Below are 19,955 nucleotides of genomic sequence, written 5' to 3' on the forward strand. Positions count from 1 at the left end.
GCAGTGATCCGTTCCGTCCTCGTAGCCAACCGCGGCGAAATAGCCCGGCGCATCTTCCGCACCTGCCGCGAGCTGGGCATCTCCACCGTCGCCGGGTATTCGGACGCGGATGCCGGCGCCCGCTTCGTCCAGGAGGCCGACACCGCCGTACGGCTCCCGGGCGACGCCCCGGCCGACACCTATCTCCGCGGCGATCTGCTCGTGGCGGCCGCACGGGCCGCCGGCGCGGATGCCGTCCACCCCGGCTACGGCTTCCTCTCCGAGAACGCCGCCTTCGCCGCGGCGGTGGCCGAGGCGGGCCTGACCTGGATCGGGCCGCCGCCCGCCGCCATCGAGGCGATGGCCTCCAAGACGCGGGCCAAGGAACTGATGGCGGCGGCCGGGGTGCCGCTGCTGGCGCCCGTCGACCCCGGCGCGGCCACCGCGGCCGACCTGCCGCTGCTGGTGAAGGCGGCGTCCGGCGGGGGCGGCCGCGGAATGCGCCTGATCACCGAACTCGCCTCCCTCGAAGAGGAGTTGACGGCCGCCAAGGCCGAAGCGGCGGCCGCCTTCGGCGACGGCGAGGTGTTCGTCGAGCCGTACGTCGTGGGCGGGCGCCATGTCGAGGTGCAGATCCTCGCCGACGCACACGGCACGGTCTGGACCCTCGGCACCCGCGACTGCTCCCTCCAGCGCCGCCACCAGAAGGTCATCGAGGAGGCCCCGGCCCCCGCCCTGCCGCAGGAGCTGCGGGACACCCTGCACCGGGCCGCGGACCGGGCCGCCCGCGCCATCGGCTACCGGGGCGCGGGCACCGTGGAGTTCCTGGTCTCCGCGGACGGCCGGGCGTACTTCCTGGAGATGAACACCCGCCTCCAGGTCGAACACCCGGTCACCGAGGCGGTCCACGGCCTCGACCTCGTCGCCCTCCAACTACGGGTCGCCGAGGGCCGGCCCCTGGACGGCGATCCGCCGCCCCCGCACGGGCACGCCGTGGAGGCCCGGCTGTACGCGGAGGACCCCGCCGCCGGCTGGCAGCCGCAGACCGGCACCCTGCACCGGCTGGCACTGCCCGAGGGTGTCCGGCTGGACTCCGGGGTGAGCGACGGCGACACCATCGGCGTCCACTACGACCCGATGCTCGCCAAGGTCATCGCCTGGGCGCCGAGCCGGGACGAGGCGGTGCGCAAGCTGGCGGGCGCCCTGGAACGAGCCACCCTCCACGGCCCCGCCACCAACCGCGACCTGCTCGTACGGTCCCTTCGCCACCCGGAGTTCACCGACCCCGGCGCGCTGGACACCGGCTTCTACGACCGCAACCTCGCCGCGCTGACCGCGGCCGACGCGGCCGGCGGAGGCGTCTTCGCGCTCGCCGCCGCCCTCGCCGACGCGGCCGGCCGCTCCCGCTTCGGCGGCTTCCGCAACGTCCCCTCGGGGCCGCAGGTCAAGACCTACGCCTGCGGGGACACCGAGTACCCGATCCGCTACCGACTCGGCCGCGACGGGCTGTCGGCCGAGGGCTTCCCCGGTGTACGGCTGCTGACCCTGGGCGCCCACGAGGTGGTGCTCGACGTCGACGGCGTACGGCGGCGGTTCGCGGTCACCCGCTACGGAGACCGCGTCCACGTCGACGCACCCCCGCTGGCCGGCGCGGCCGCCGCCGTCCCCTGCTCGTGGTCGTTCACCGCACTGCCCCGCTTCCCCGACCCCGCCGCCCGCACCGAACCCGGCTCGCTGCTGGCTCCGATGCCCGGCACGGTCGTACGGATCGCGCCCGGCCTCACCGAGGGCGACCGGGTCACGGCCGGCCAGCCGCTGCTGTGGCTGGAGGCGATGAAGATGGAACACAAGATCACTGCCCCCGCGGCCGGCACCCTCACCTCGCTGCCCGTCCACACCGGACGGCAGGTCGAAGTGGGGACACTGCTGGCCGTCGTGGACGCCACGGCCGCGCCGGACACGGACTGACCCCGCCCCCCGCTGCCCCCTCCGTCGTACGCGCACCACCTCACCCACCGCACACAAGGAGCCGTGATGAGCAACCCTGTGATCGAGACCGAGGAACACCGCGCCCTCCGCAGCTCCGTCGCCGCCCTCGGCAAACGCTACGGCCGGGAGTACATCGCGCGGACCGTGGCCGAGGGCGGGCACGCCGACGCGCTCTGGGCGGAGGCCGCCAAACTCGGCTACCTCGGCGTCAACCTCCCCGAGGAGTACGGCGGCGGAGGCGGCGGCATCGCCGAACTCTCCCTCGTCCTGGAGGAGCTGGGTGCGGCCGGCTGCCCGCTGCTGATGCTCGTCGTCTCGCCGGCGATCTGCGGCACCGTCATCGCCCGGTTCGGCACCGAGGAGCAGAAGCGGACCTGGCTCCCGGGCCTCGCCGACGGCACCCGCACCATGGCCTTCGGCATCACCGAGCCGGACGCCGGGTCCAACTCGCACCGCATCACGACCACGGCCCGCCGGGACGGCGATCATTGGGTCCTCAACGGCCGGAAGGTCTTCATCTCCGGCGTCGACATCGCCGACGCGACCCTGATCGTCGGCCGCACCGAGGACGCCGGGACCGGGCGGCTCAAGCCCTGCCTGTTCATCGTCCCGCGCGAGGCCCCCGGCTTCGGCCGCAGCCCGATCGACATGGAACTGGCCGCCGCGGAGAAGCAGTTCGAGCTGACCCTGGACGAGGTGCGGCTGCCCGCCGACGCGCTGGTCGGCGACGAGGACGCCGGGCTGCTGCAACTGTTCGCCGGGCTCAACCCGGAGCGCATCATGACCGCCGCGTTCGCCCTGGGGATGGGCCGCTACGCGCTGGGCAGGGCCCTCGACTACGCCCGCACCCGGCAGGTCTGGAAGGAGCCCATCGGCGCCCACCAGGCCATCGCCCACCCCCTCGCCCAGGCCCATATCGAGCTGGAACTCGCCCGGCTGATGATGCAGAAGGCCGCGCACCTCTACGACGCCGGCGACGACATGGGCGCCGGCGAGGCCGCCAACATGGCCAAGTACGCGGCGGCCGAGGCCGCGGTCCACGCCGTCGACCAGGCCGTGCACACCCTCGGCGGCAACGGCCTCACTCGGGAGTACGGCCTCGCCTCGATGATCACGGCGGCCCGGGTGGCACGGGTCGCCCCGGTCAGCCGGGAGATGATCCTCAACTTTGTCTCACACCAGTCGCTGGGGCTGCCCAAGTCGTACTGAGGGCGCAGATCTTGGTGGGGAGGACGCCAACAAATACAAGGGTCATCGCCCCGCCGACCTCGAAGCGCTGCTGCTCGGCCATCACGCGAGCGCCGACGCCGCGGTCGTCGGCGTCACGGACGCCGACGGCAACGAGGTCCCCAAGGCCTTCGTGGTCCGCCAGCGGGGGCCCGCCTCACCGAGGACGAGGTCATCGCGTACGTTGCCGGGCAGGTGGCCCCGTACAAAAAGGTGCGCCGCGTGGAGTTCCTGGACACTGTGCCGCGCGCCGCCACCGGAAAGATCCTGCGGCGCGAACTGCGCGCCAGGGAAAGGAGTTCGACGCCCCGATGACCGATGCCTCCGCGACACCCCTGGTGCTGCGCTCCCACGAGCGCGGCATCACCACGCTCACCCTGGACTCCCCGCACAACCGCAACGCCCTCTCCACCCGCCTGGTGTCCGCACTGCACCAGGCCCTCGCGGACGCCGCGGCCGACGAGCACACCCGCGCCGTCGTCCTCACCCACACCGGCGGTACGTTCTGCGCCGGCGCGGACCTCTCCGAGGCCACCTCGGGGGCGGCGACGGACGGACCGCTCGGCCTGGCCCGGCTGCTGCGCGCCATCGTCGCGCTGCCCAAACCGGTCGTCGCCCGCGTCACCGGACACGTCCGGGCCGGCGGCCTGGGTCTGCTCGGCGCCTGCGACATCTCCGCGGCCGGCCCGGACGCCACCTTCGCCTTCACCGAGGCCCGCCTCGGCCTCGCCCCCGCCGTCATCTCCCTCCCGCTGCTGCCGCGTCTGGACCCACGGGCAGCCGGCCGCTACTACCTCACCGGCGAGAAGTTCGACGCGGCCGAGGCGGCCCGGATCGGCCTGGTCACCCTCGCCGCCGACGACGTCGACACCGGCCTCGCCCCCGTACTGGACGGCCTGCGCAAGGGCTCGCCCCAGGGCCTGGCCGAATCGAAGAAGCTGGTCACCGCCCAGGTGCTGGACACTTTCGACCGCGACACCGACGCGCTCGCCGACCAGTCCGCGCGGCTCTTCGGCTCCGCAGAGGCCCGCGAGGGCATGACCGCCTTCCTGGAGCGACGGGCCCCGGCATGGGCGCGCTGACCCCCGCCCGCGGCCCCAAGCAGCCCCAGCAGGAACGCAGCCGCGCCACCCGCCTCAAACTGCTGGAGGCCGCCATCGCCTGCCTCGCCGAGCGCGGCTGGAGCGGCAGCACGGTCTCGGTGGTCGCCGAACGCGCGGGCGTCTCCCGCGGCGCCGCCCAGCACCACTTCCGCACCCGCGAGGACCTCTTCACCGCGGCCGTCGAACACGTCGCGGAGAAGCGCCGGGGCGCCGTCAAGGCCGTCGCCCACAACCTCCCGCCGGCCGGCTCCATCGCCCGCACCTGGGTCATCGTCGAGGAACTCGTCGGCCTCTACACGGGGCCCCTGTTCCGCGCCGCGCTGCACCTGTGGGTGGCCGCCTCCGACGAGGAGCAGCTGCGCGAGCGGGTCACCGCGCTGGAGGCGAGGGTGGGCCGGGAGGCGCACCGCACGGCGGTCGCGCTGCTGGACGCCGACGAAGCGGTGCCCGGCGTCCGGGAGACGGTCCAGGGCCTGCTCGACATGGCCCGCGGCCTGGGCCTCGCCAACCTGCTGACCGATGACTCGGCCCGCCGCGACCGGGTCGTCGAGCAGTGGGCAAAGATCATCGACGGCGTACTGAACCCTTGAGCGTGGAACGCGGCGTGTCGGCTGGCGCCTCGGCCGCCCCCCACGTTGTCGGCTTTCCCGCCGTGGTGGCGTTTCGCCGTTGCGCTTGGCGGCGCGCCGCACGTTGTCGGCTGGCCCGCCGTCGGGGTGTTTCGCCGTTGCGCCTGGCGGCGGGCGTGGGTGGTCGGGTGCGGTGCCGCTCCTCCGGACTTCGTCCTGCGGCTCGGCCCCTCCCGTAGTGGGTGGGAAGAGGCCGGTGGGGGCGGACCTCATCCCTCGACTACACGCAGTCGAGGGATGAGGTCCGCCCCCACCGGTCTTCCTCCACCCCCAACGGGAGGGGGCGGACCGCAGGACGGAGTCCGGAGGGCCGGTCCCGCGGCCGAACAGCCAGCGCAGCGGCACCAGCCCGCCGCAGGCGCAACGGCGAAAAAGCCCCGCGGCGGGACGGCCGAGAACGCACGGTGCGCCGCAAAGCGCAGGCCCCACGGCGGAAAAGAAAAAGACGTGGGAAGCCCCGGCGGCCGAAGGCCGCCTCAGCGGGGGGAGATGTCGGCGAACCCATCGATCTCCCGCGGGCTGCGCGCCCCGGGGCCCACATACCGGGCCGACGGCCGAACCAGTCGGCCCGTCCGCTTCTGCTCCAGGATGTGCGCGCTCCACCCCGCCGTCCGGGCACAGGTGAACATCGAGGTGAACATGTGCGCCGGGACCTCGGCGAAGTCCAGGACGATGGCCGCCCAGAACTCGACGTTGGTGGCCAGCACCCGGTCCGGGCGGCGGTTGTGCAGCTCCTCCAGCGCGGCCTTCTCCAGCGCCTCGGCGACCTCGAAGCGCGGGGCGGCCAGCTCCTTCGCGGTGCGTCGCAGCACCCGCGCCCGCGGGTCCTCGGCGCGGTAGACGCGGTGGCCGAAGCCCATCAGCCGCTCGCCCTGGTCCAGCGCCTTACGGACGTAGGCACCGGCGTCGCCGGTCCGCTCGATCTCCTCGATCATGCCGAGGACGCGGGAGGGCGCACCGCCGTGCAGCGGCCCGGACATGGCGCCGACGGCACCGGACAGCGCGGCCGCCACATCCGCACCCGTGGAGGCGATGACGCGCGCCGTGAACGTGGAGGCGTTCATGCCGTGCTCGGCGGCCGAGGTCCAGTAGGCGTCGACGGCCTTGACGTGCTTGGGGTCCGGCTCGCCGCGCCAGCGCTTCATGAAGCGCTCCACGACCGTCTCCGCCGTGTCGATCTCCTTCTGCGGCACCATCGGCAGGCCCTGCCCGCGCGCCGACTGGGCGACGTACGACAGCGCCATCACCGCGGCGCGGGCGAGGTTGTCACGGGCCGTCGCCTCGTCGATGTCCAGCAGCGGTTTGAGGCCCCATACGGGCGCGAGCATGGCGAGCGCGGACTGCACGTCGACCCGGATGTCCCCGGAGTGCACCGGGATCGGGAAGGGTTCGGCGGGCGGGAGACCGGGGTTGAACGCCCCGTCGACCAGCAGCCCCCAGACGTTCCCGAAGGACACCTGACCGACGAGCTCTTCGATGTCGACCCCGCGATAGCGAAGGGCACCGCCTTCCTTGTCGGGTTCGGCGATCTCCGTCTCGAACGCGACGATTCCCTCGAGTCCGGGTACGAAGTCGGACATCAGGCGGCTCCTCAAGCTGGGGCCGGCAGACGCTCCGTGAGCGGCTGCCGTGCGGTCGTGGTGTGCGGCGCCGGTGCGGTTACGCGGCTGCTGGCAGCTCGCGGTCCGAACCGGTCACCCCGGTGATGCCCTGCCAGGGCACGGGTCACGCGAGGTCCTGCCCGCAGTGGTCGGCCACGGGCGGGCGGTGCGGTGCGGCGGTGTGGTGCGTCAATACAGCCGGACGGACACGATAGCTCTCCCTGTCCGGAGCCCACAGTGGGCCGGGCCATGATTTTGGCGGGTCCCTCACCTGCGGGGAAGCGTGAGATCCGGCACAGTCGTCGGTTTGCCGTCGGGAGGGTTACGGCCGGGCGGCCAGGGGCAGACTTCCGCCCCTCCCAGCTGACCGGGCCGAGCGCGATGTTGCAAGATGAGGCCGTGCACCCAGCCGACGTGCCTCACCACGAGAACCCCGACCCTTCCTCCATGCGCGCGCACTACCGCGCCGAGGGACTCGCCGAGTCCGATCTCGCCGCCGACCCCTATGACCAGTTCGCCCGCTGGTTCAAGGACGCGACCGTGGCCGGGCTGCACGAGCCGAACGCGATGGTCGTCTCGACCGCGGATGCCGCCGGCCGGCCGAGCTCACGGACCGTTCTCCTCAAGGCGTTCGACGACCGCGGCTTTGTGTTCTTCACCAACTACAACAGCCGCAAGGGCCGTGAAATAGCCGAAAATCCGGCCATTTCGCTGCTGTTCCCCTGGCACCCGCTCGCCCGCCAGGTCGTGGTGTCCGGCACCGCCCAACGCATCGGCCGGGACGAGACCGCCGCCTACTTCCGCACCCGCCCGCACGGCTCCCAGCTGGGTGCCTGGGCCAGCGACCAGTCCGCGCCGGTCGCCTCGCGCGCGGAACTGGAGGACGCCTACGAGGAATTGGCAGCCCGCTACCCAGAGGGCGAGCAGGTGCCGGCGCCGCCACACTGGGGCGGCTACCGGATCGCCGCCGAGACGGTCGAATTCTGGCAGGGCCGGCTCAACCGGCTGCACGACCGGCTGCGGTACGTCCGCGAGGCCGGGGGCTGGCGAGTGGAGCGGCTGGCGCCCTGAAACGGGCGCGCCCGGGGCCGCACACGCAGACGACCCGCGGGCTGTCTCCTCCGCGCTCGGTGGCGCGAAGGGCCGGTCGGACGAACCGGCAGCCCGCGGGTCGGGTGACTGCTTGGGATTGGCCGGCTGCGCATCTGCAGTATGCGCTGGTCCGGCGCTGCACTTCGGTGAAGCGACGGGCCGCTAGCCCGCAGCCACCTCACGCGTCCGGTGCGAAATCATCGGCCGAACCACCTCCCTTCTCGTGTGCTCCACACATTAGGAAGCCGGTCCGCCCGGCACAACCACATTTTCCGGAAGCAACGATTTCCGTGAATCGCGGGTGCTCTGTATGACGTTCCAGTTGAATGTTCCCAGGTGGAGCATGTGTGGCCGCGTTCGTGAGGGGTGCCAGTGACTGCTTCGTCAGCTTCTTCCGACCTTTCCGGGGTCTCCGGGCTTCCCGGCCCTCCCGGCACGGTGGCCCCGGCCCGCCGCGCCACCGAGCAGACCGATGAATCCGGTGACTCCGGACTGCTCGCCGCGCTCCTGGACGGCATGGACGCCGCCCTCGCCGCCTTCGCCGCGGACGGCACGGTCACCCACTGGAACCACGAAGCGGAACGCATCCTGGGCTGGACCACCACCGAGGCCGTCGGCCGTACGGGACTGACCGGCTGGGCGGTCCGCAAGGAGGACGCCGACGGGATCGAGGCCGCCCTCGCCGCCGCGATGCGCTCCCCGGGCCGCCAGGTGCATGAATTCGCCCTGCTGACCAAAGACGGCCGCCGCGTGCTCCTGCGCACCCAGTCCTCCGCGGTCCGCGGCCCCGGCGGCCGGGTCGTGGGCGTGTACTGCGCCTTCAGCGAGGTGCACACCCAGCTGGACCTGGAGCGGTCCGTCGCGCTGGCCGAGGCGCTGTTCGAGGACGCGTCGTGGGGCGTGGTGCTGATCGACGCCGATCTGCGGCCCGCCGTCGTCAACGCCCACGCCGGCCGCATCCTGGGCGTGGGGCGCACGGCCCTGCTGGGGCGCCCCCTGGGCGAGCTGCTGGCGCAGGGCGTGGAGGAGCTGGAGTGCGCTCTGCAGCACGTCCTCGCCGAGGGCGCCCCGCCGGCCACCACCGAACTGTGGGTGACACTGCGCTCCGAGGGGGCCGAATTCCCGCGCCGGTGCTGGCGCAGCGGCTTCGTCCGGCTGGCCTCCCCGCTTGCCGAGGAGCCGGTGCCGCTGGGCGTGGCCTGGCTCTTCCAGGACGTCACGGACACCAAGCGCGCCGAGCAGGAGAGCTCCCTGCTGCGGTTCCACGCCCGTCAGCTCCACCGGGCGGGACGGGCGGCCGCGGAGTGCCCGGACCCGGTCGAGGCCGCCGCCGTCCACCTCGACTTCGCCCTGGCGGGCTTCGCCGACCACGGCCTGGTCGACCTCGCCACGACCCCCCTGCCCGCGCCGTACGGGGCGGTCGCCGAGGACGAGGCGTACGACGCCTGCGACACGGGTGACGGTGCGGCCGCGGCGGGCGGCACCGGCATCCCACCGGGCAGCGCACCCGGCGCGGACGCCGGACCCGGCACCCGCCACGGCAGGCCCCAGCTGGTACGGACGCTGGCCTCCCCGGCCGGTGCGCCCGGCCCGGCCGAGCGCCTTCCGGCGACCGGCATCCCCGTGCCGTACGCGCCGCGCCATCCCGTCTTCCAAGCGTACGAGCGGCGCGGCTCGGTGCGTACCGGCGCCGGACCCGCCTCACCCGAGGGCTGGGCGGCCGCCCGTCACTGGCCGGACGGCACCGTGCACGGCCTGTGTGTGGCGCTGCGCAGCCGCGGCCGCACCCTCGGCGTCGCGACCTTTCTGCGGACCCCCGCGCGCCGCCCCTTCGACCGCGCGGACGCGGACTACGCGGAGGAGGTGGCGGCGCGGATCGCCGCGGCCCTCGACCTCGCGGGCGCCGCGGCGCTCGGCGGCGCGCCGTCCGCTCACTGCCGGTAGAAGATCCGGTCCGCGTAGGCGCCCATCACCCGGGCGTTCCAGTCGTGGCCGCCGTCGACGTTCCCCGAGCGCAGCAGTGGCGGGTCGATGCCCCGCTCGGCGAGGGTGCCCGCGGCCGTCGCCACCACGGCCTGCATGATCGCGCTGGTGACGACCGTGGAGGCGGGGGCGAACGGCGCGTCGATGCCGGGCAGCGTCAGCTCCGCGTCGCCGACCGGGATCCGGCTGTCCAGTACGAGGTCGCAGTGGTCCTTGAGGAAGCCGCCGGAGGCGTGCCGGGACCTGGTGGCCTCCGCGTACGCCACCGACGTCACGCCGATGACCTTGATCCCCAGGGCGCGGGCGTTGACCGCCATCTCCACGGGCAGCGGGTTGCGCCCGGACAGCGAGATGATCACCAGCACATCGCCCGCCTCCAGGGGGCTGGTGTCCAGGACCGCCGCGGCCAGCCCGTCGACCCGCTCCAGCGCGCTGCCGAGCGTCGCCGGCCGTACGTCCACGCCCACCACACCCGGGACCGACAGCAGATTCATCACCGCCAGGCCGCCCGCGCGGTAGACCGTGTCCTGCGCGGGGAGCGAGGAGTGGCCGGCGCCGAAGGAGAAGACCCGGCCGCCCGCCGCGACGGCGTCCGCGATCAGCGCCCCGGCCGCGGTGATCCGGTCGCCCTCCGCGTCGCGGACCTGTCGCAGCAGGTCGATCGCGGCGTCGAAGTAGTTCCCGGCCAGCCGGTCGCTCCGGTCGCTCTCAGCCATCGCCGCGGGCCCCTCTCGTCGGATCTCGCCGGAATCCCGGCGTCTGTGATCAGTGGCGCGGATCACGTTGCGGTCTGGACCAGTGCCCTGTCAACACGGCGACGAGGGTCCGCGGGCGCGGACGAGGCGGCACCGATGTCAGCGGGATGCGTCAGAATTGGAGCAGGGCCACCGCACCACACATCGAGGGGCACGCATGTCAGGACTGATCGACACCACGGAGATGTATCTCCGCACCGTCCTCGAGCTGGAAGAGGAAGGTGTGGTCCCCATGCGCGCACGCATCGCGGAGCGCCTCGAACAGAGCGGCCCGACGGTGAGCCAGACCGTGGCGCGCATGGAGCGGGACGGGCTGCTGACGGTCGCCGGCGATCGTCATCTGGAGCTCACGGAAGAGGGCCGGCGGCTGGCGACCCGGGTGATGCGCAAGCACCGCCTCGCCGAGTGCCTGCTCGTCGACGTCATCGGCCTCGAATGGGAGCAGGTGCACGCCGAGGCCTGCCGCTGGGAGCACGTCATGAGCGAGGCGGTCGAGCGCCGTGTCCTGGAGCTCCTGCGGCACCCGACGGAGTCCCCGTACGGCAACCCCATCCCCGGGCTGGCCGAGCTGGGCGAGAAGTCCGAGGTCGACCCGTTCCTCGACGCCGGCATGGTGAGCCTGATGGACCTGGACGCCGGGGCCGACGGCAAGACGGCCGTGGTGCGCCGGATCGGCGAGCCGATCCAGGCCGACGCCCAGCTGATGTACACCCTGCGCCGGGCCGGTGTGCAGCCGGGCGCGGTGGTCAGCGTGACGGAGTCACCGGCCGGGGTGCTGGTCGGCAGCAGCGGTGAGGCCGCCGAGCTGGGCTCCGAGATCGCCTCGCATGTCTTCGTCGCCAAGCGTTGAAAGCAGTTTCAGACTCTTTCCTTCTCGCACTCCCGCCCGCATATCCCGCACGAGCCCGCTGAGCTGCGCTGACGCGCCGTTCGGCGGGCTCGGCAAGTTCTTGCCTCTTGAACGGACTTGTGCGAATCCGTGCGATACGGCCGGTCTCGTGTCACGCTGACGCATGGCCGTGCAGCGGCTTGTCCTGGCCGGGAGGGGGCTCGGATGCATCCACTCGTGGTGGGAACAGTCAGGGCCCCGGCGCTGCGAGCAGCCGGGGCCCTGCCTCCCCATGTCCCCCACCCAAGACCCGGAGCCCCGAGCTCTCAGGGTCTTTCCCCACGGGCCCCCTTCCCGGTAGGGCCCGCCTCCCGGCAGATGTCTCCCCGTGGCGGGCGCGGCCAATCCCCGAGTGAGGTCACTCGAACGAGGGGTATTCCGCGCCAACGCGGTGCGTTCGAATAGGGGTTCGATAGTGTGGAAGTGCTCACGGGACGATTGGGGGTGCCAGGGCACATGGTGCGACGCATCGATGTAGCAGGGGCAGGCGGCGTGCGTCTCGCCGCCTGGGAATTCACCGACCCGCCCAAGAGCGGCGGCGGACTGGAGGAGCCCGAGCAGCGTCCGGGTGTGCTGCTGCTCCATGGCCTGATGGGGCGCGCCTCGCACTGGGCGGCCACCGCCCGCCGGCTGAGCGCCCGCCACCGCCCGGTCGCGCTGGACCAGCGGGGCCACGGCCGCAGCGAGAAGCCCGCCGTGGGGCCGTACGACCGCGAGGCGTATGTCGATGACGCCATCGCCGCCGTCGAGCAGCTCGGCCTCGCCCCCGTCGCCCTTGTGGGGCATGCCATGGGTGCCCTGACGGCGTGGCAGTTAGCGTCCCGGCGACCGGATCTGGTCAGTGCGCTGGTGATCTGCGATATGCGGGCGTCGGCGTTGGGTGCGGCCTCGCAGCGCGAATGGACCGAGTGGTTCCGGTCCTGGCCGGTGCCGTTCGCGACGCTCGCCGATGTCCGCAAGTGGTTCGGTGAGGACGATCCGACCCTGGAGCGCCCCCGGCCGGCCCGTGGTGAGTACTTCGCCGAGGTGATGGCCGAGCGCGCCGACGGCTGGCGCCCCGTCTTCTCCCGCCGGCAGATGCTCACCGCCCGTGAGACCTGGGTCCATGACGCCCATTGGGAAGAGCTCGCCCAGGTGTCCTGCCCGGCCCTCGTCGTCCGCGGCCTCGACGCCGAACTCGGCCGCGCCGAAGCCCAGGAGATGGTCCGGGTGCTGCCGCGCGGTGCCTACGCCGAAATCCCCGACGCCGGCCATCTGCTCCCCTGGGAACAACCCGACGCCTGGGGCGCCGCCATCGAACCGTTTCTCCATGGGGCGACGATGCCCGGCTGAGCGCCCCTGGCCGGGGTCACTCGGGCCACGACTTCCGGCCGGGGGCACGTTTCCCGCCGGCTGGCGTCGGGCCGCCACCACGCTGCGGCGTGGGGCGGCCCATGGACCACGGCCGGGATGGCGCCTTCACCCCTTGCTGACGGCCCCCAGGATTTCCGGCAGTCGGGCCGTCACCCGGGGTGCTGCCACCCGCAGGCCCGCCTCGGCGAGTCCCAGGCCGTAGACCGCTCCGGCCGGCAGCAGCACCCACAACAGGTGGTGCAGACCCGCCACATGCAGCCAGATGGTCAGCCCCAGCAGCGGGCTGCACAGCACCGCGGCGACCAGGACCCCGCCGAAGAGGCTGAACCAGGCGATCGCGCCCTGTCCCGGTGCGACGTTCTTGTTGCCCTCCGAGGGGATCGAGTACGGGAAGAGCGCCGATGACATCGCGCCGGTGGCCAGCAGTGCGCCCAGTACGGCCAGCGAGAGGCCGTAGACCTCCGTGAAGTCCGACCACGGCCCGATGAGTGCCGCGGCGCCGACGACGACCAGCGTGACGTACGGGACGGCCACCAGCGCCAGCGTCAACGCGCGGGCCCGCAGCTCCTGATAGGCGTCGCGCGCGGTGGCGATCGTCGAGGCGACCATCCAGAACGCCGAGGTGTCCTGCCCGAACTGGTTGTACATCTGCGCGCCGAGCAGCGCGGAGGCCGAAAACGCGGTGTACATGCTGCCGTTGCCCTGCGCGGAGGTGGCGATCGGGACCAGCAGGCCGACGCCGAGCGCGGTGGCCCAGGCCATCTTCGACTTGGGGTCGCGCCAGGCGTAGCGCAGCGAGCGGAGCATGACGGTGCCGGTACGGCCGTCCGGCAGCAGCCGTGCGAGCCCGCGTGCCCCGGTGCCGGACCGGCGGGCGCCGTCCTTCTCCAGCGCCTGGAGGGTGGAGGAGTCCGGGGAGGTCATCAGGGCGGTCAGAGTGCGCTGCCACCACCACAGCAGCAGCGCGAGCGCCAGCGCCGTCAGCGCCAGACCGGCCAGCGCCCGTCCGTACGCCCCGTGCCCGGCGTCGTCGACGGCGCCGAGCGCGGAGGCCGGCGGCACCCAGCGCAGCACCTCGCCCAGCGGTTCCAGTACGGACAGGCCGTCCGGCCGCCCCAGCCGCTGGGCGGCGATGTTGACGCCCTGCCCGCCGAGCGCGATGAACAGCCCGCCCAGCACGGCGAGATCGCGGCCGCGGCGGCTGGTCAGCAGCCGGACCGAGGCGGTGGCGATGGCCCGCGCCAGCGCCACGCACACCAACAGCACCAGGACGGCGGCCACGACACCCACGACCGCGGCGACCACGCCGTCGGCGACCGCGATCACCGCCCCGGCCACCAGCATGAGGGTGACCACCGGGCCGATGCCGACGAGCGAGGCCATCAGCAGCGAGACGATCAGCGGCCGCGGCCGCAGCGGCAGCATGACCAGCCGGGTCGGATCGAGCGTCTCGTCGCTCCCGGGGAAGAACAGCGGCATCACCGCCCAGCCCACGGTGAGGAGCCCGGTGAGCAGGACGGCCAGCGCACCGGCGTGCGCATTGCCGCGCAGCGCGGTCAGCCCCAGCACGACAGCGGCGGCGAACAGCAGGCCGACGACGATGGAGGCGACATACGCCAGGGTGCGCCCGGTCGACTGGCGCAGCCCGTTGCGCAGCAGCGACAGCTTCAGCCGGACGAAGACGCCGGTCAGGGAGGGTGCGGCGGACGGGCGGGCGGCCGCGGCGGATGCGGTGCTCATCGGGCGCGGCCCCCGCCCAGCCAGTCCAGGTTCGCGCCCGCGCCGCGGTCCTGCGCGCCGACGAGTTCGAGGAAGGTGTCCTGCAGCGAGGGCGCCGCACCGCGTACCTCGGCGAGCGGCCCGTCGGCCCGGATCCGCCCGGCGGCCAGTACGGCGACCCAGTCGCACAGCGACTCGACCAGCTCCATCACATGGCTGGAGAAGATCACGGTGGCGCCGGAGGCGGTGTAGCGCTCCAGGACGCCGCGGATGGTCTGCGCCGACACCGGGTCGACGCCCTCGAAGGGCTCGTCGAGGAAGAGGATTTCGGGGTTGTGCAGCAGAGCGGCCGCCAGCCCGATCTTCTTGCGCATACCGGTGGAGTAGTCGACCACCAGCTTGTGCTGGGCGCCCGACAGACCGAGCACGTCCAGCAGCTGCGCGGCACGCTTGTCGACCTCGTCGCCCGGCAGACCGCGCAACCGGCCTATATAGCTGAGGAGTTCGCGTCCCGACAGCCGCTCGAAGAGCCGCAGCCCCTCGGGCAGCACGCCGATCCGGGACTTGACCGACACCGGGTCCTGCCAGACGTCGTGCCCGCCGATCTCGACCGTCCCCGCGTCCGGCCGCAGCAGGCCGGTCACCATGGACAGCGTGGTGGTCTTGCCGGCGCCGTTGGGACCGACCAGTCCGATGAAGCGGCCGGCCGGCAGCGTCAGATCGATGCCGTGGACGGCGGTCTGCTCGCCGAACTTCTTCCACAGGCCCTGGATGCGGACGGCGGGCGGAGGGGCCATGACGTCCCCGGGGGCCGTGGCCGGCCCGCCCGGAGCGATGGTGCTGTGCTGCGGCGGTGCCGTCTCGGCCCGCCCCTCGATGTGTTCCGGCTCGTTCGCCACCGGTCCTGCCCTTCGACGTCCCCGCAGGGGCCGGTCCCGACCCCCGTCCGGCGTCCCACGATACGGCCGGGTTGCCGGACGGAGCCGTTCCGCGGGGGCGTCGGCGGCACGGACCTGCGGGTCAGCGTGCCCGGGCCGCGACCGCCTCCCGGGCGCAGGCGTAGCCCAGCGGGCTGATCAGCTCCTCCGCGTCCGGCAGCCAGCGGTTGGCGGCGGTGGGGCGGCGGGCCCACTGCACCACGCCGTGCGCGCCCACCCGGGTCGGCGGCGCGGCGATGTACTCGCCCTCACCGCGGCAGATCAGATCGAGCGCCGCCGGCACCCACCCCAGGCTCCGGATGAGGGCGGGCACCTTCGCCGAGGCGCCGGGGAGGACGAGGAAGAGCATCCGGCGGTCGGGGGTGCGCAGGACGGGGCCGGGCGGCAGCTCCATCCGCTCCATGCGGGCCAGCGCCAGACAGCCCGCGGTCTCCGGCACCTCCAGCGCCTCGAAGGTCCGGCCGGTCGGCAGCAGGATCGAGGCCTGCGGCCGGTTGCTCCACAGCCGGCGGACGGCGCTCGCGCTGCCGGTGGCCTCGCCGGCCCAGCCGGGCGCGGTGGGATGCGCGCCGGGCGCAGCGCAGTCGTGGGCGCGGCACGAGCAGCGCGGCGTCCTGCCGTCGTGCTCCAGCCATGCGCCGGGGAACACGTCCCAGTGCCGCTCCTCCGCATAACGCACCGCAGTGTCCAGCAGCTGCTCGCCGCGCTGCGTGGGGAGCTGCGGGGCCCCTGTGACTCCGATGGTCTTTTCCACGCACAGGACAACTCCCTGTGTGACCAAGGGTTACGCCCAAATGGCTGACGTCCGGGGCGCATCGTTCCCGCATGTGGGGCGCATGGGAGCACCGGTGGGGGCGCGTGTGCGGGCGGGGCCCGGCGAACGGGTAGCCACCTGCCTGACGGGCGGAGAGGCCGCCCGGTGGCAGGCCGGCGTGGATCCCGGGGGAGCCCGGCACGGCGGCGCCACGAGCCGCGTACGGACACCGCGCACCAGCCCACTCGTGAACGAGCGCCACGCACCGAGGACGCACCACACCGGATCCACCCGCTCACCAACCGCGCACAACCGCGCATCCTCGAAGCGGTGCGTACCGCTCTGATCCCACTTATCGCGCATATCACGGAACTCTCGGATATCCGGTATATGCCTGGGGAATCGATCACGGGGAACGGCGTTCGTCGGTGAACGCGCGCAGCAGTACTCAGGGGGTACCAGCATGGCCGCCAGGCCACTCGTCGCACGGCAGCCCAACGAACGGCTCCAGTCGCTGATCCAGGAAGCCGCCTGCTCCAACGCGGGCCTCGCCCGCCGCGTCAACATGTGCGGTGCGGAGCACGGTCTCGACCTCCGCTACGACAAGACCTCCGTGGCCCGGTGGCTGCGCGGACAGCAGCCGCGGGGGCGGGCTCCGGCCGTCATCGCCGAGGCGCTGGGCCGCAAGCTGGGGCGCACGGTCACCATCGACGAGATCGGGATGGCCGACGGCAAGAACCTCGCGTCCGGGGTGGGGCTGCAGTTCTCGCCGACCGTCCTCGGGGCGATCGAGCAGGTCTGCGAGCTGTGGCGCAGCGATGTCGGGAGGCGCGACTTCCTCAGCGGCTCCACGGTCGCGGCCTCGGCGCTGGTGGAGCCCAGCCGCGACTGGCTGATCACCGGCGCCGATGTCCAGGTCGCCCGGAACGCCGGGGCCCGCGTCGGGATCTCGGACGTCGAGGCGGTCCGCGCGATGACCTCGGCGCTCAGCGAACTCGACCACCGCTTCGGCGCCGGGCATGTCCGACCGGTCGTCGTGCACTACCTCAACAGCGTCGTCTCGGGGCTGCTGGCCGGCTCCTACCGTGAGTCGGTGGGGCGGGAACTCTTCGCCGCCGTCGCGCGGTTGACGGAGCTGGGCGGCTACATGGCCGTCGACACCGGCCAGCCGGGTCTGGCCCAGCGCTACTACATCCAGGCGCTGCGGCTGGCCCAGGCGGCCGGTGACCGCGGCTACGGGGGCTACGTCCTGGCCGCGAGCATGAGCCACCTCGCCGCCTCGCTCGGCAATCCGCGCGAGATCGCCCAGCTCGCCCGCGCCGCCCAGGAAGGCGCCCGCGGCCATGTCACCCCGCGTGCGGAGGCGATGTTCTGCGCGGCGGAGGCGCGCGGACATGCGCTGCTGGGCGACGGCCGGGCCTTCCAGGCGGTGGCCGGCCGGGCGGTCGCCGCGATGGAACGGGCCGAGGCGGCCGCCGACGCGGGCGACGACCCGGTGTGGATCGCCCACTTCGACCCGGCCTATCTGGCCGATGAACTCGCCCACTGCCACCGGGACCTGGGGCAGCCGGGGCCCGCCGGTCAGCGTGCACAGGAGGCGCTGGACGGGCATCCGGAGAGCCGGGCGCGGCGCCGGGCCATCGGTCTGCTGCTGCTGGCCGGCGCCCAGGCGCAGCAGCGCGAGGTGGAGCAGGCCTGCCACACGGGAACGCAGGCGGTGGAGCTGCTCGGCGAGCTGCGCTCGGACCGGGGCGCGGAGTATCTGGAGGACTTCCAGGTGCGGTTGGAGCCGTACCGCGACGAACCCGTGGTCAGGGAGTTCAGCGCACGGCTGGAACTGCGGGCCGCCGCGGCGTGAGCAACCTCTCGCGCGGGGCCGGAGGCGGCATTTGTCGTGCCGCGTCGGGTTTGTCGTACGGCGTGGGCGGGCCGGTGCGTACGGTCCGCCCACCGAGTTCCGGGGTGGGCGGGGGTGTGACCAGGCGACGTGTCGAACGTTGCTGCGACCCGGTAGCGTGCAGCCGTCGATTCGGTAAGTCTGCACGTTGGTAGGAGTCACGGTGACGCAGAACGGACAGGGTCACGACCCGCAGAATTCTGCGGCCGGTCCCGCCCGAGAGGGCGTTGTGCTGCCCGCCAACGGTGAGCCGTGGGTGCCCGACCAGCAGGCCGCACCGGCGGCCGGCCAGCCGTGGGGCCAGCCCTGGGGGCCCGGTCAGCAGCACGCCCCGTACGGCGAGGCGCCCGCCCAGGGGCAGCCGCAGGCGTACGGGCAGGAGCAGCCGCAGGGTTACGGCCAGGACCAACAGCAGGGTTTCGGCCAAGATCCACAGCAGGGATACCCCGCACCCCAGGGGCAGCCGCACAACCCGCAGGCCCCGATGCCGCCGCAGCCGCAGGGCGGCCAGGGCTTCCCGGCGCCGCCCCCGGGGCAGCCGCCGGTGCCGCCCCCGCCGCCCGCCCCGCCCGCGATGGCGCAGCAGCCGGCGCCCCGGCACGGTGCACCGCTGCCGCCGGCCGGCCCGGAGGGCCAGGCCACGCCGTCGTACGGCGGCCAGGGCGCGCCCGGTGCCCTGCCGCCCGCGGGGCAGCAGCCCTACGACGCCGGACAGCAGCCGCCTCAGCAGGGCTACGGCCAGCAGCCCCCACAGTCCCCGCCCCAGCAGCCGTACGGACAGCAGCCCCAGGGCCCGTCCGGAGCGCTGGTGAAGGCGACCCCGCAGACCGGTGCACCGCTGCCGCCCGCCTCGGGCGACGCGGAGGCGACCGCGCTGATTCCCGCCATGGGCGGGCAGCCGGGCGGCGCCGCGCCGCTGCCGCCCGAGGCGCACTCCCGGCCCGAGACGCCCGACGAGTCCACCACCATGCTGCGCGCGATCAAGCCGAAGCATGGCGGCCCCCAGGGCGCCCAGCCGATGCCCGGTGCCCAGGGTGCCGGCGACGCCGAGGCCACCCAGCTCATCCCGCCGGTGGGCGCCGGCGCGCCGCCCCCGCCGCCCGGCGCCCCGTACGGCGTCCGCCCCGGCGCGCCCGGTGACCGCCCCACGCCCGCCGAGTTCGAGGGCCTCTTCCGCGACGGTCCGGGGGCGTCCGGGCAGGCCGGGTCACCGGACTCCACAGCGCAGCTGCCGCGCTTCGAGGACCCGGGCCGCCCGCCGTACGGCCAGGGACAGCCGCCCCAGCAGCAGTACGGGCAGCAGTTCCCGCCGGCCGGCGGCTACGACCAGCAGGCCTCGTACGACGAGGACGGCGGCGGGCGCCGCCGGCTCCCCACGGCCGCGCTCATCGGCATCGGCATCGTGGCGCTCCTCGGCGCCGGCCTCGGCATCGGCTGGGCGCTGAGCGGTGACAGCAGCGACGACGGTGCGAAGAAGCAGGACACCGGGGCCGGGGCGTCCAAAACGGCGAAGGAGTCGGACCAGCCGAAGCCGTCCGCCGACCCCGCCCAGGCGCAGGCCAAGGACCTGGACGCGCTGCTGGGTGACAGCAACAACAGCCGCTCCTCCGTGATCGGCGCCGTGAACAGCATCAAGACCTGCAGCAACCTGGGTGCGGCGGCCAAGGACCTGCGGTCCGCGGCCGGGCAGCGCAACGACCTGGTGAAGCGGCTGCAGCAGCTCTCCGTCGACAAGATCCCCGACCACGCCCGGCTGACCGCGGCGCTCACCAAGGCCTGGCAGTCCTCGGCCGCCGCGGACAACCACTACGCGGCCTGGGCCGGCCAGGTCGGCGGCAAGAAGGGCTGCCACAAGGGCCGGGCCAAGGGCACCGGGCAGGCAGCCGCGGGCAATGTGGCCAGCGGCCAGGCGACCCAGGCCAAGCGGCAGGCGGCCCAGATCTGGAACCCGCTCGCGCAGAAGTACGGGCTGACGGAGCGCCGTCCCGAGCAGCTCTGAACCACTGAGGGGCGGGCGCCGCCGGGCGGCCCGCCCCGTCCCGCTCAG

At 73.6% G+C, this 19,955-nt stretch carries 15 protein-coding genes and 1 pseudogene; 11 read left to right on the forward strand and 5 right to left on the reverse strand.

Going from position 1 to position 19,955, the window contains the following annotated elements; genetic code table 11:
- Nucleotides 1-3 precede the first annotated feature (3 nt).
- From BKA18_RS21985 to BKA18_RS22005, 5 genes and pseudogenes are all read left to right on the forward strand, one after another.
- A complete protein-coding gene (locus BKA18_RS21985) occupies nucleotides 4-1,947 on the forward strand; it encodes an acetyl/propionyl/methylcrotonyl-CoA carboxylase subunit alpha (RefSeq protein WP_366048528.1) in 1,944 nt (647 codons plus the stop codon).
- A gap of 66 nt (nucleotides 1,948-2,013) precedes the next feature.
- Nucleotides 2,014-3,177 carry an acyl-CoA dehydrogenase family protein gene (locus tag BKA18_RS21990; protein WP_366048527.1) on the forward strand — a complete coding sequence of 388 codons (1,164 nt, stop codon included), beginning with the start codon at nucleotides 2,014-2,016 and terminating at the stop codon, nucleotides 3,175-3,177.
- Between the two features lie 31 nt (nucleotides 3,178-3,208).
- A pseudogene (locus tag BKA18_RS21995) lies at nucleotides 3,209-3,510 on the forward strand (AMP-binding enzyme); the annotation flags it as partial.
- Nucleotides 3,507-4,277 carry an enoyl-CoA hydratase family protein gene (locus BKA18_RS22000; protein ID WP_366048526.1) on the forward strand — a complete coding sequence of 257 codons (771 nt, stop codon included), beginning with the start codon at nucleotides 3,507-3,509 and terminating at the stop codon, nucleotides 4,275-4,277. The pseudogene BKA18_RS21995 and the gene BKA18_RS22000, both read left to right, overlap by 4 nt.
- Nucleotides 4,265-4,888 carry a TetR/AcrR family transcriptional regulator gene (locus BKA18_RS22005; protein WP_366048525.1) on the forward strand — a complete coding sequence of 208 codons (624 nt, stop codon included), beginning with the start codon at nucleotides 4,265-4,267 and terminating at the stop codon, nucleotides 4,886-4,888. The genes BKA18_RS22000 and BKA18_RS22005 overlap by 13 nt, the downstream gene beginning before the upstream one ends.
- Nucleotides 4,889-5,403: 515 nt before the next feature.
- On the opposite strand, the gene BKA18_RS22010 is transcribed toward BKA18_RS22005, so the two are convergent.
- Nucleotides 5,404-6,507, reverse strand: a complete 1,104-nt coding sequence (locus BKA18_RS22010; protein WP_366044520.1) for a citrate synthase 2 — start codon at nucleotides 6,505-6,507, stop codon at nucleotides 5,404-5,406.
- A gap of 468 nt (nucleotides 6,508-6,975) precedes the next feature.
- On the opposite strand from BKA18_RS22010, the gene pdxH reads away from it, so the two are divergent.
- Together pdxH and BKA18_RS22020 are read left to right on the forward strand one after the other, a co-directional pair.
- Nucleotides 6,976-7,599, forward strand: coding sequence for a pyridoxamine 5'-phosphate oxidase (gene pdxH / locus BKA18_RS22015; RefSeq protein ID WP_366044519.1), 624 nt, complete (start codon nucleotides 6,976-6,978; stop codon nucleotides 7,597-7,599).
- 537 nt (nucleotides 7,600-8,136) lie between these two features.
- A complete protein-coding gene (locus tag BKA18_RS22020) occupies nucleotides 8,137-9,564 on the forward strand; it encodes a PAS domain-containing protein (protein ID WP_429638763.1) in 1,428 nt (475 codons plus the stop codon).
- On the opposite strand, the gene BKA18_RS22025 is transcribed toward BKA18_RS22020, so the two are convergent.
- Nucleotides 9,552-10,319 carry an SIS domain-containing protein gene (locus BKA18_RS22025; protein ID WP_366044518.1) on the reverse strand — a complete coding sequence of 256 codons (768 nt, stop codon included), beginning with the start codon at nucleotides 10,317-10,319 and terminating at the stop codon, nucleotides 9,552-9,554. The two genes, BKA18_RS22020 and BKA18_RS22025, sit on opposite strands and share 13 nt — an antisense overlap.
- Before the next feature lie 196 nt (nucleotides 10,320-10,515).
- Between BKA18_RS22025 and BKA18_RS22030 the strand changes: the two genes are divergently transcribed.
- Both BKA18_RS22030 and BKA18_RS22035 read left to right on the forward strand, forming a co-directional pair.
- The gene (locus BKA18_RS22030) at nucleotides 10,516-11,208 is read left to right on the forward strand and encodes an iron-dependent transcriptional repressor DtxR (protein WP_006603781.1); all 693 of its coding nucleotides are present in this window, start codon (nucleotides 10,516-10,518) and stop codon (nucleotides 11,206-11,208) included.
- A 495-nt stretch (nucleotides 11,209-11,703) separates the two neighbouring features.
- Complete coding sequence (locus BKA18_RS22035; RefSeq protein ID WP_366044516.1) at nucleotides 11,704-12,579, forward strand: alpha/beta fold hydrolase; 876 nt, start codon at nucleotides 11,704-11,706, stop codon at nucleotides 12,577-12,579.
- Nucleotides 12,580-12,705: 126 nt separating this feature from the next.
- On the opposite strand, the gene BKA18_RS22040 is transcribed toward BKA18_RS22035, so the two are convergent.
- From BKA18_RS22040 to BKA18_RS22050, 3 genes are all read right to left on the reverse strand, one after another.
- Nucleotides 12,706-14,340, reverse strand: coding sequence for a transporter (locus BKA18_RS22040; RefSeq protein ID WP_366044515.1), 1,635 nt, complete (start codon nucleotides 14,338-14,340; stop codon nucleotides 12,706-12,708).
- Complete coding sequence (locus BKA18_RS22045; protein ID WP_366044544.1) at nucleotides 14,337-15,116, reverse strand: ABC transporter ATP-binding protein; 780 nt, start codon at nucleotides 15,114-15,116, stop codon at nucleotides 14,337-14,339. The genes BKA18_RS22040 and BKA18_RS22045 overlap by 4 nt, the downstream gene beginning before the upstream one ends.
- A gap of 223 nt (nucleotides 15,117-15,339) precedes the next feature.
- Nucleotides 15,340-16,011: a bifunctional DNA primase/polymerase gene (locus BKA18_RS22050; protein WP_366044514.1), complete on the reverse strand. Its 672-nt coding sequence runs from the start codon at nucleotides 16,009-16,011 to the stop codon at nucleotides 15,340-15,342.
- A gap of 463 nt (nucleotides 16,012-16,474) precedes the next feature.
- Here BKA18_RS22050 and BKA18_RS22055 point away from each other — a divergent pair, with 463 nt between their 5' ends.
- On the forward strand, nucleotides 16,475-17,869 hold the full coding sequence (locus BKA18_RS22055; RefSeq protein WP_006603776.1) for an NsdA family TPR-like regulatory protein: 1,395 nt from the start codon (nucleotides 16,475-16,477) through the stop codon (nucleotides 17,867-17,869).
- Between the two features lie 202 nt (nucleotides 17,870-18,071).
- Nucleotides 18,072-19,907 (forward strand): hypothetical protein, encoded by a 1,836-nt coding sequence (locus BKA18_RS22060; protein ID WP_366044513.1) that lies wholly within the window; start codon nucleotides 18,072-18,074, stop codon nucleotides 19,905-19,907.
- Nucleotides 19,908-19,955: the final 48 nt, after the last annotated feature.

Origin of the sequence: Streptomyces auratus, assembly GCF_050433025.1 — a bacterium.
Lineage (GTDB): Bacteria > Actinomycetota > Actinomycetes > Streptomycetales > Streptomycetaceae > Streptomyces > Streptomyces sioyaensis.

What these genes read in the sequence shown, in the direction of transcription:
- BKA18_RS21990 (WP_366048527.1), top strand. Translation starts at nt 2,014, where the DNA reads ATGAGCAACCCTGTGATCGAGACCGAGGAACACCGCGCCCTCCGCAGC.
- BKA18_RS22000 (WP_366048526.1), top strand. Translation starts at nt 3,507, where the DNA reads ATGACCGATGCCTCCGCGACACCCCTGGTGCTGCGCTCCCACGAGCGC.
- BKA18_RS22005 (WP_366048525.1), top strand. Translation starts at nt 4,265, where the DNA reads ATGGGCGCGCTGACCCCCGCCCGCGGCCCCAAGCAGCCCCAGCAGGAA.
- BKA18_RS22010 (WP_366044520.1), bottom strand. Translation starts at nt 6,507, where the DNA reads ATGTCCGACTTCGTACCCGGACTCGAGGGAATCGTCGCGTTCGAGACG.
- pdxH (WP_366044519.1), top strand. Translation starts at nt 6,976, where the DNA reads ATGCGCGCGCACTACCGCGCCGAGGGACTCGCCGAGTCCGATCTCGCC.
- BKA18_RS22020 (WP_429638763.1), top strand. Translation starts at nt 8,137, where the DNA reads ATGGACGCCGCCCTCGCCGCCTTCGCCGCGGACGGCACGGTCACCCAC.
- BKA18_RS22025 (WP_366044518.1), bottom strand. Translation starts at nt 10,319, where the DNA reads ATGGCTGAGAGCGACCGGAGCGACCGGCTGGCCGGGAACTACTTCGAC.
- BKA18_RS22030 (WP_006603781.1), top strand. Translation starts at nt 10,516, where the DNA reads ATGTCAGGACTGATCGACACCACGGAGATGTATCTCCGCACCGTCCTC.
- BKA18_RS22035 (WP_366044516.1), top strand. Translation starts at nt 11,704, where the DNA reads ATGGTGCGACGCATCGATGTAGCAGGGGCAGGCGGCGTGCGTCTCGCC.
- BKA18_RS22040 (WP_366044515.1), bottom strand. Translation starts at nt 14,340, where the DNA reads ATGAGCACCGCATCCGCCGCGGCCGCCCGCCCGTCCGCCGCACCCTCC.
- BKA18_RS22045 (WP_366044544.1), bottom strand. Translation starts at nt 15,116, where the DNA reads ATGGCCCCTCCGCCCGCCGTCCGCATCCAGGGCCTGTGGAAGAAGTTC.
- BKA18_RS22055 (WP_006603776.1), top strand. Translation starts at nt 16,475, where the DNA reads ATGGCCGCCAGGCCACTCGTCGCACGGCAGCCCAACGAACGGCTCCAG.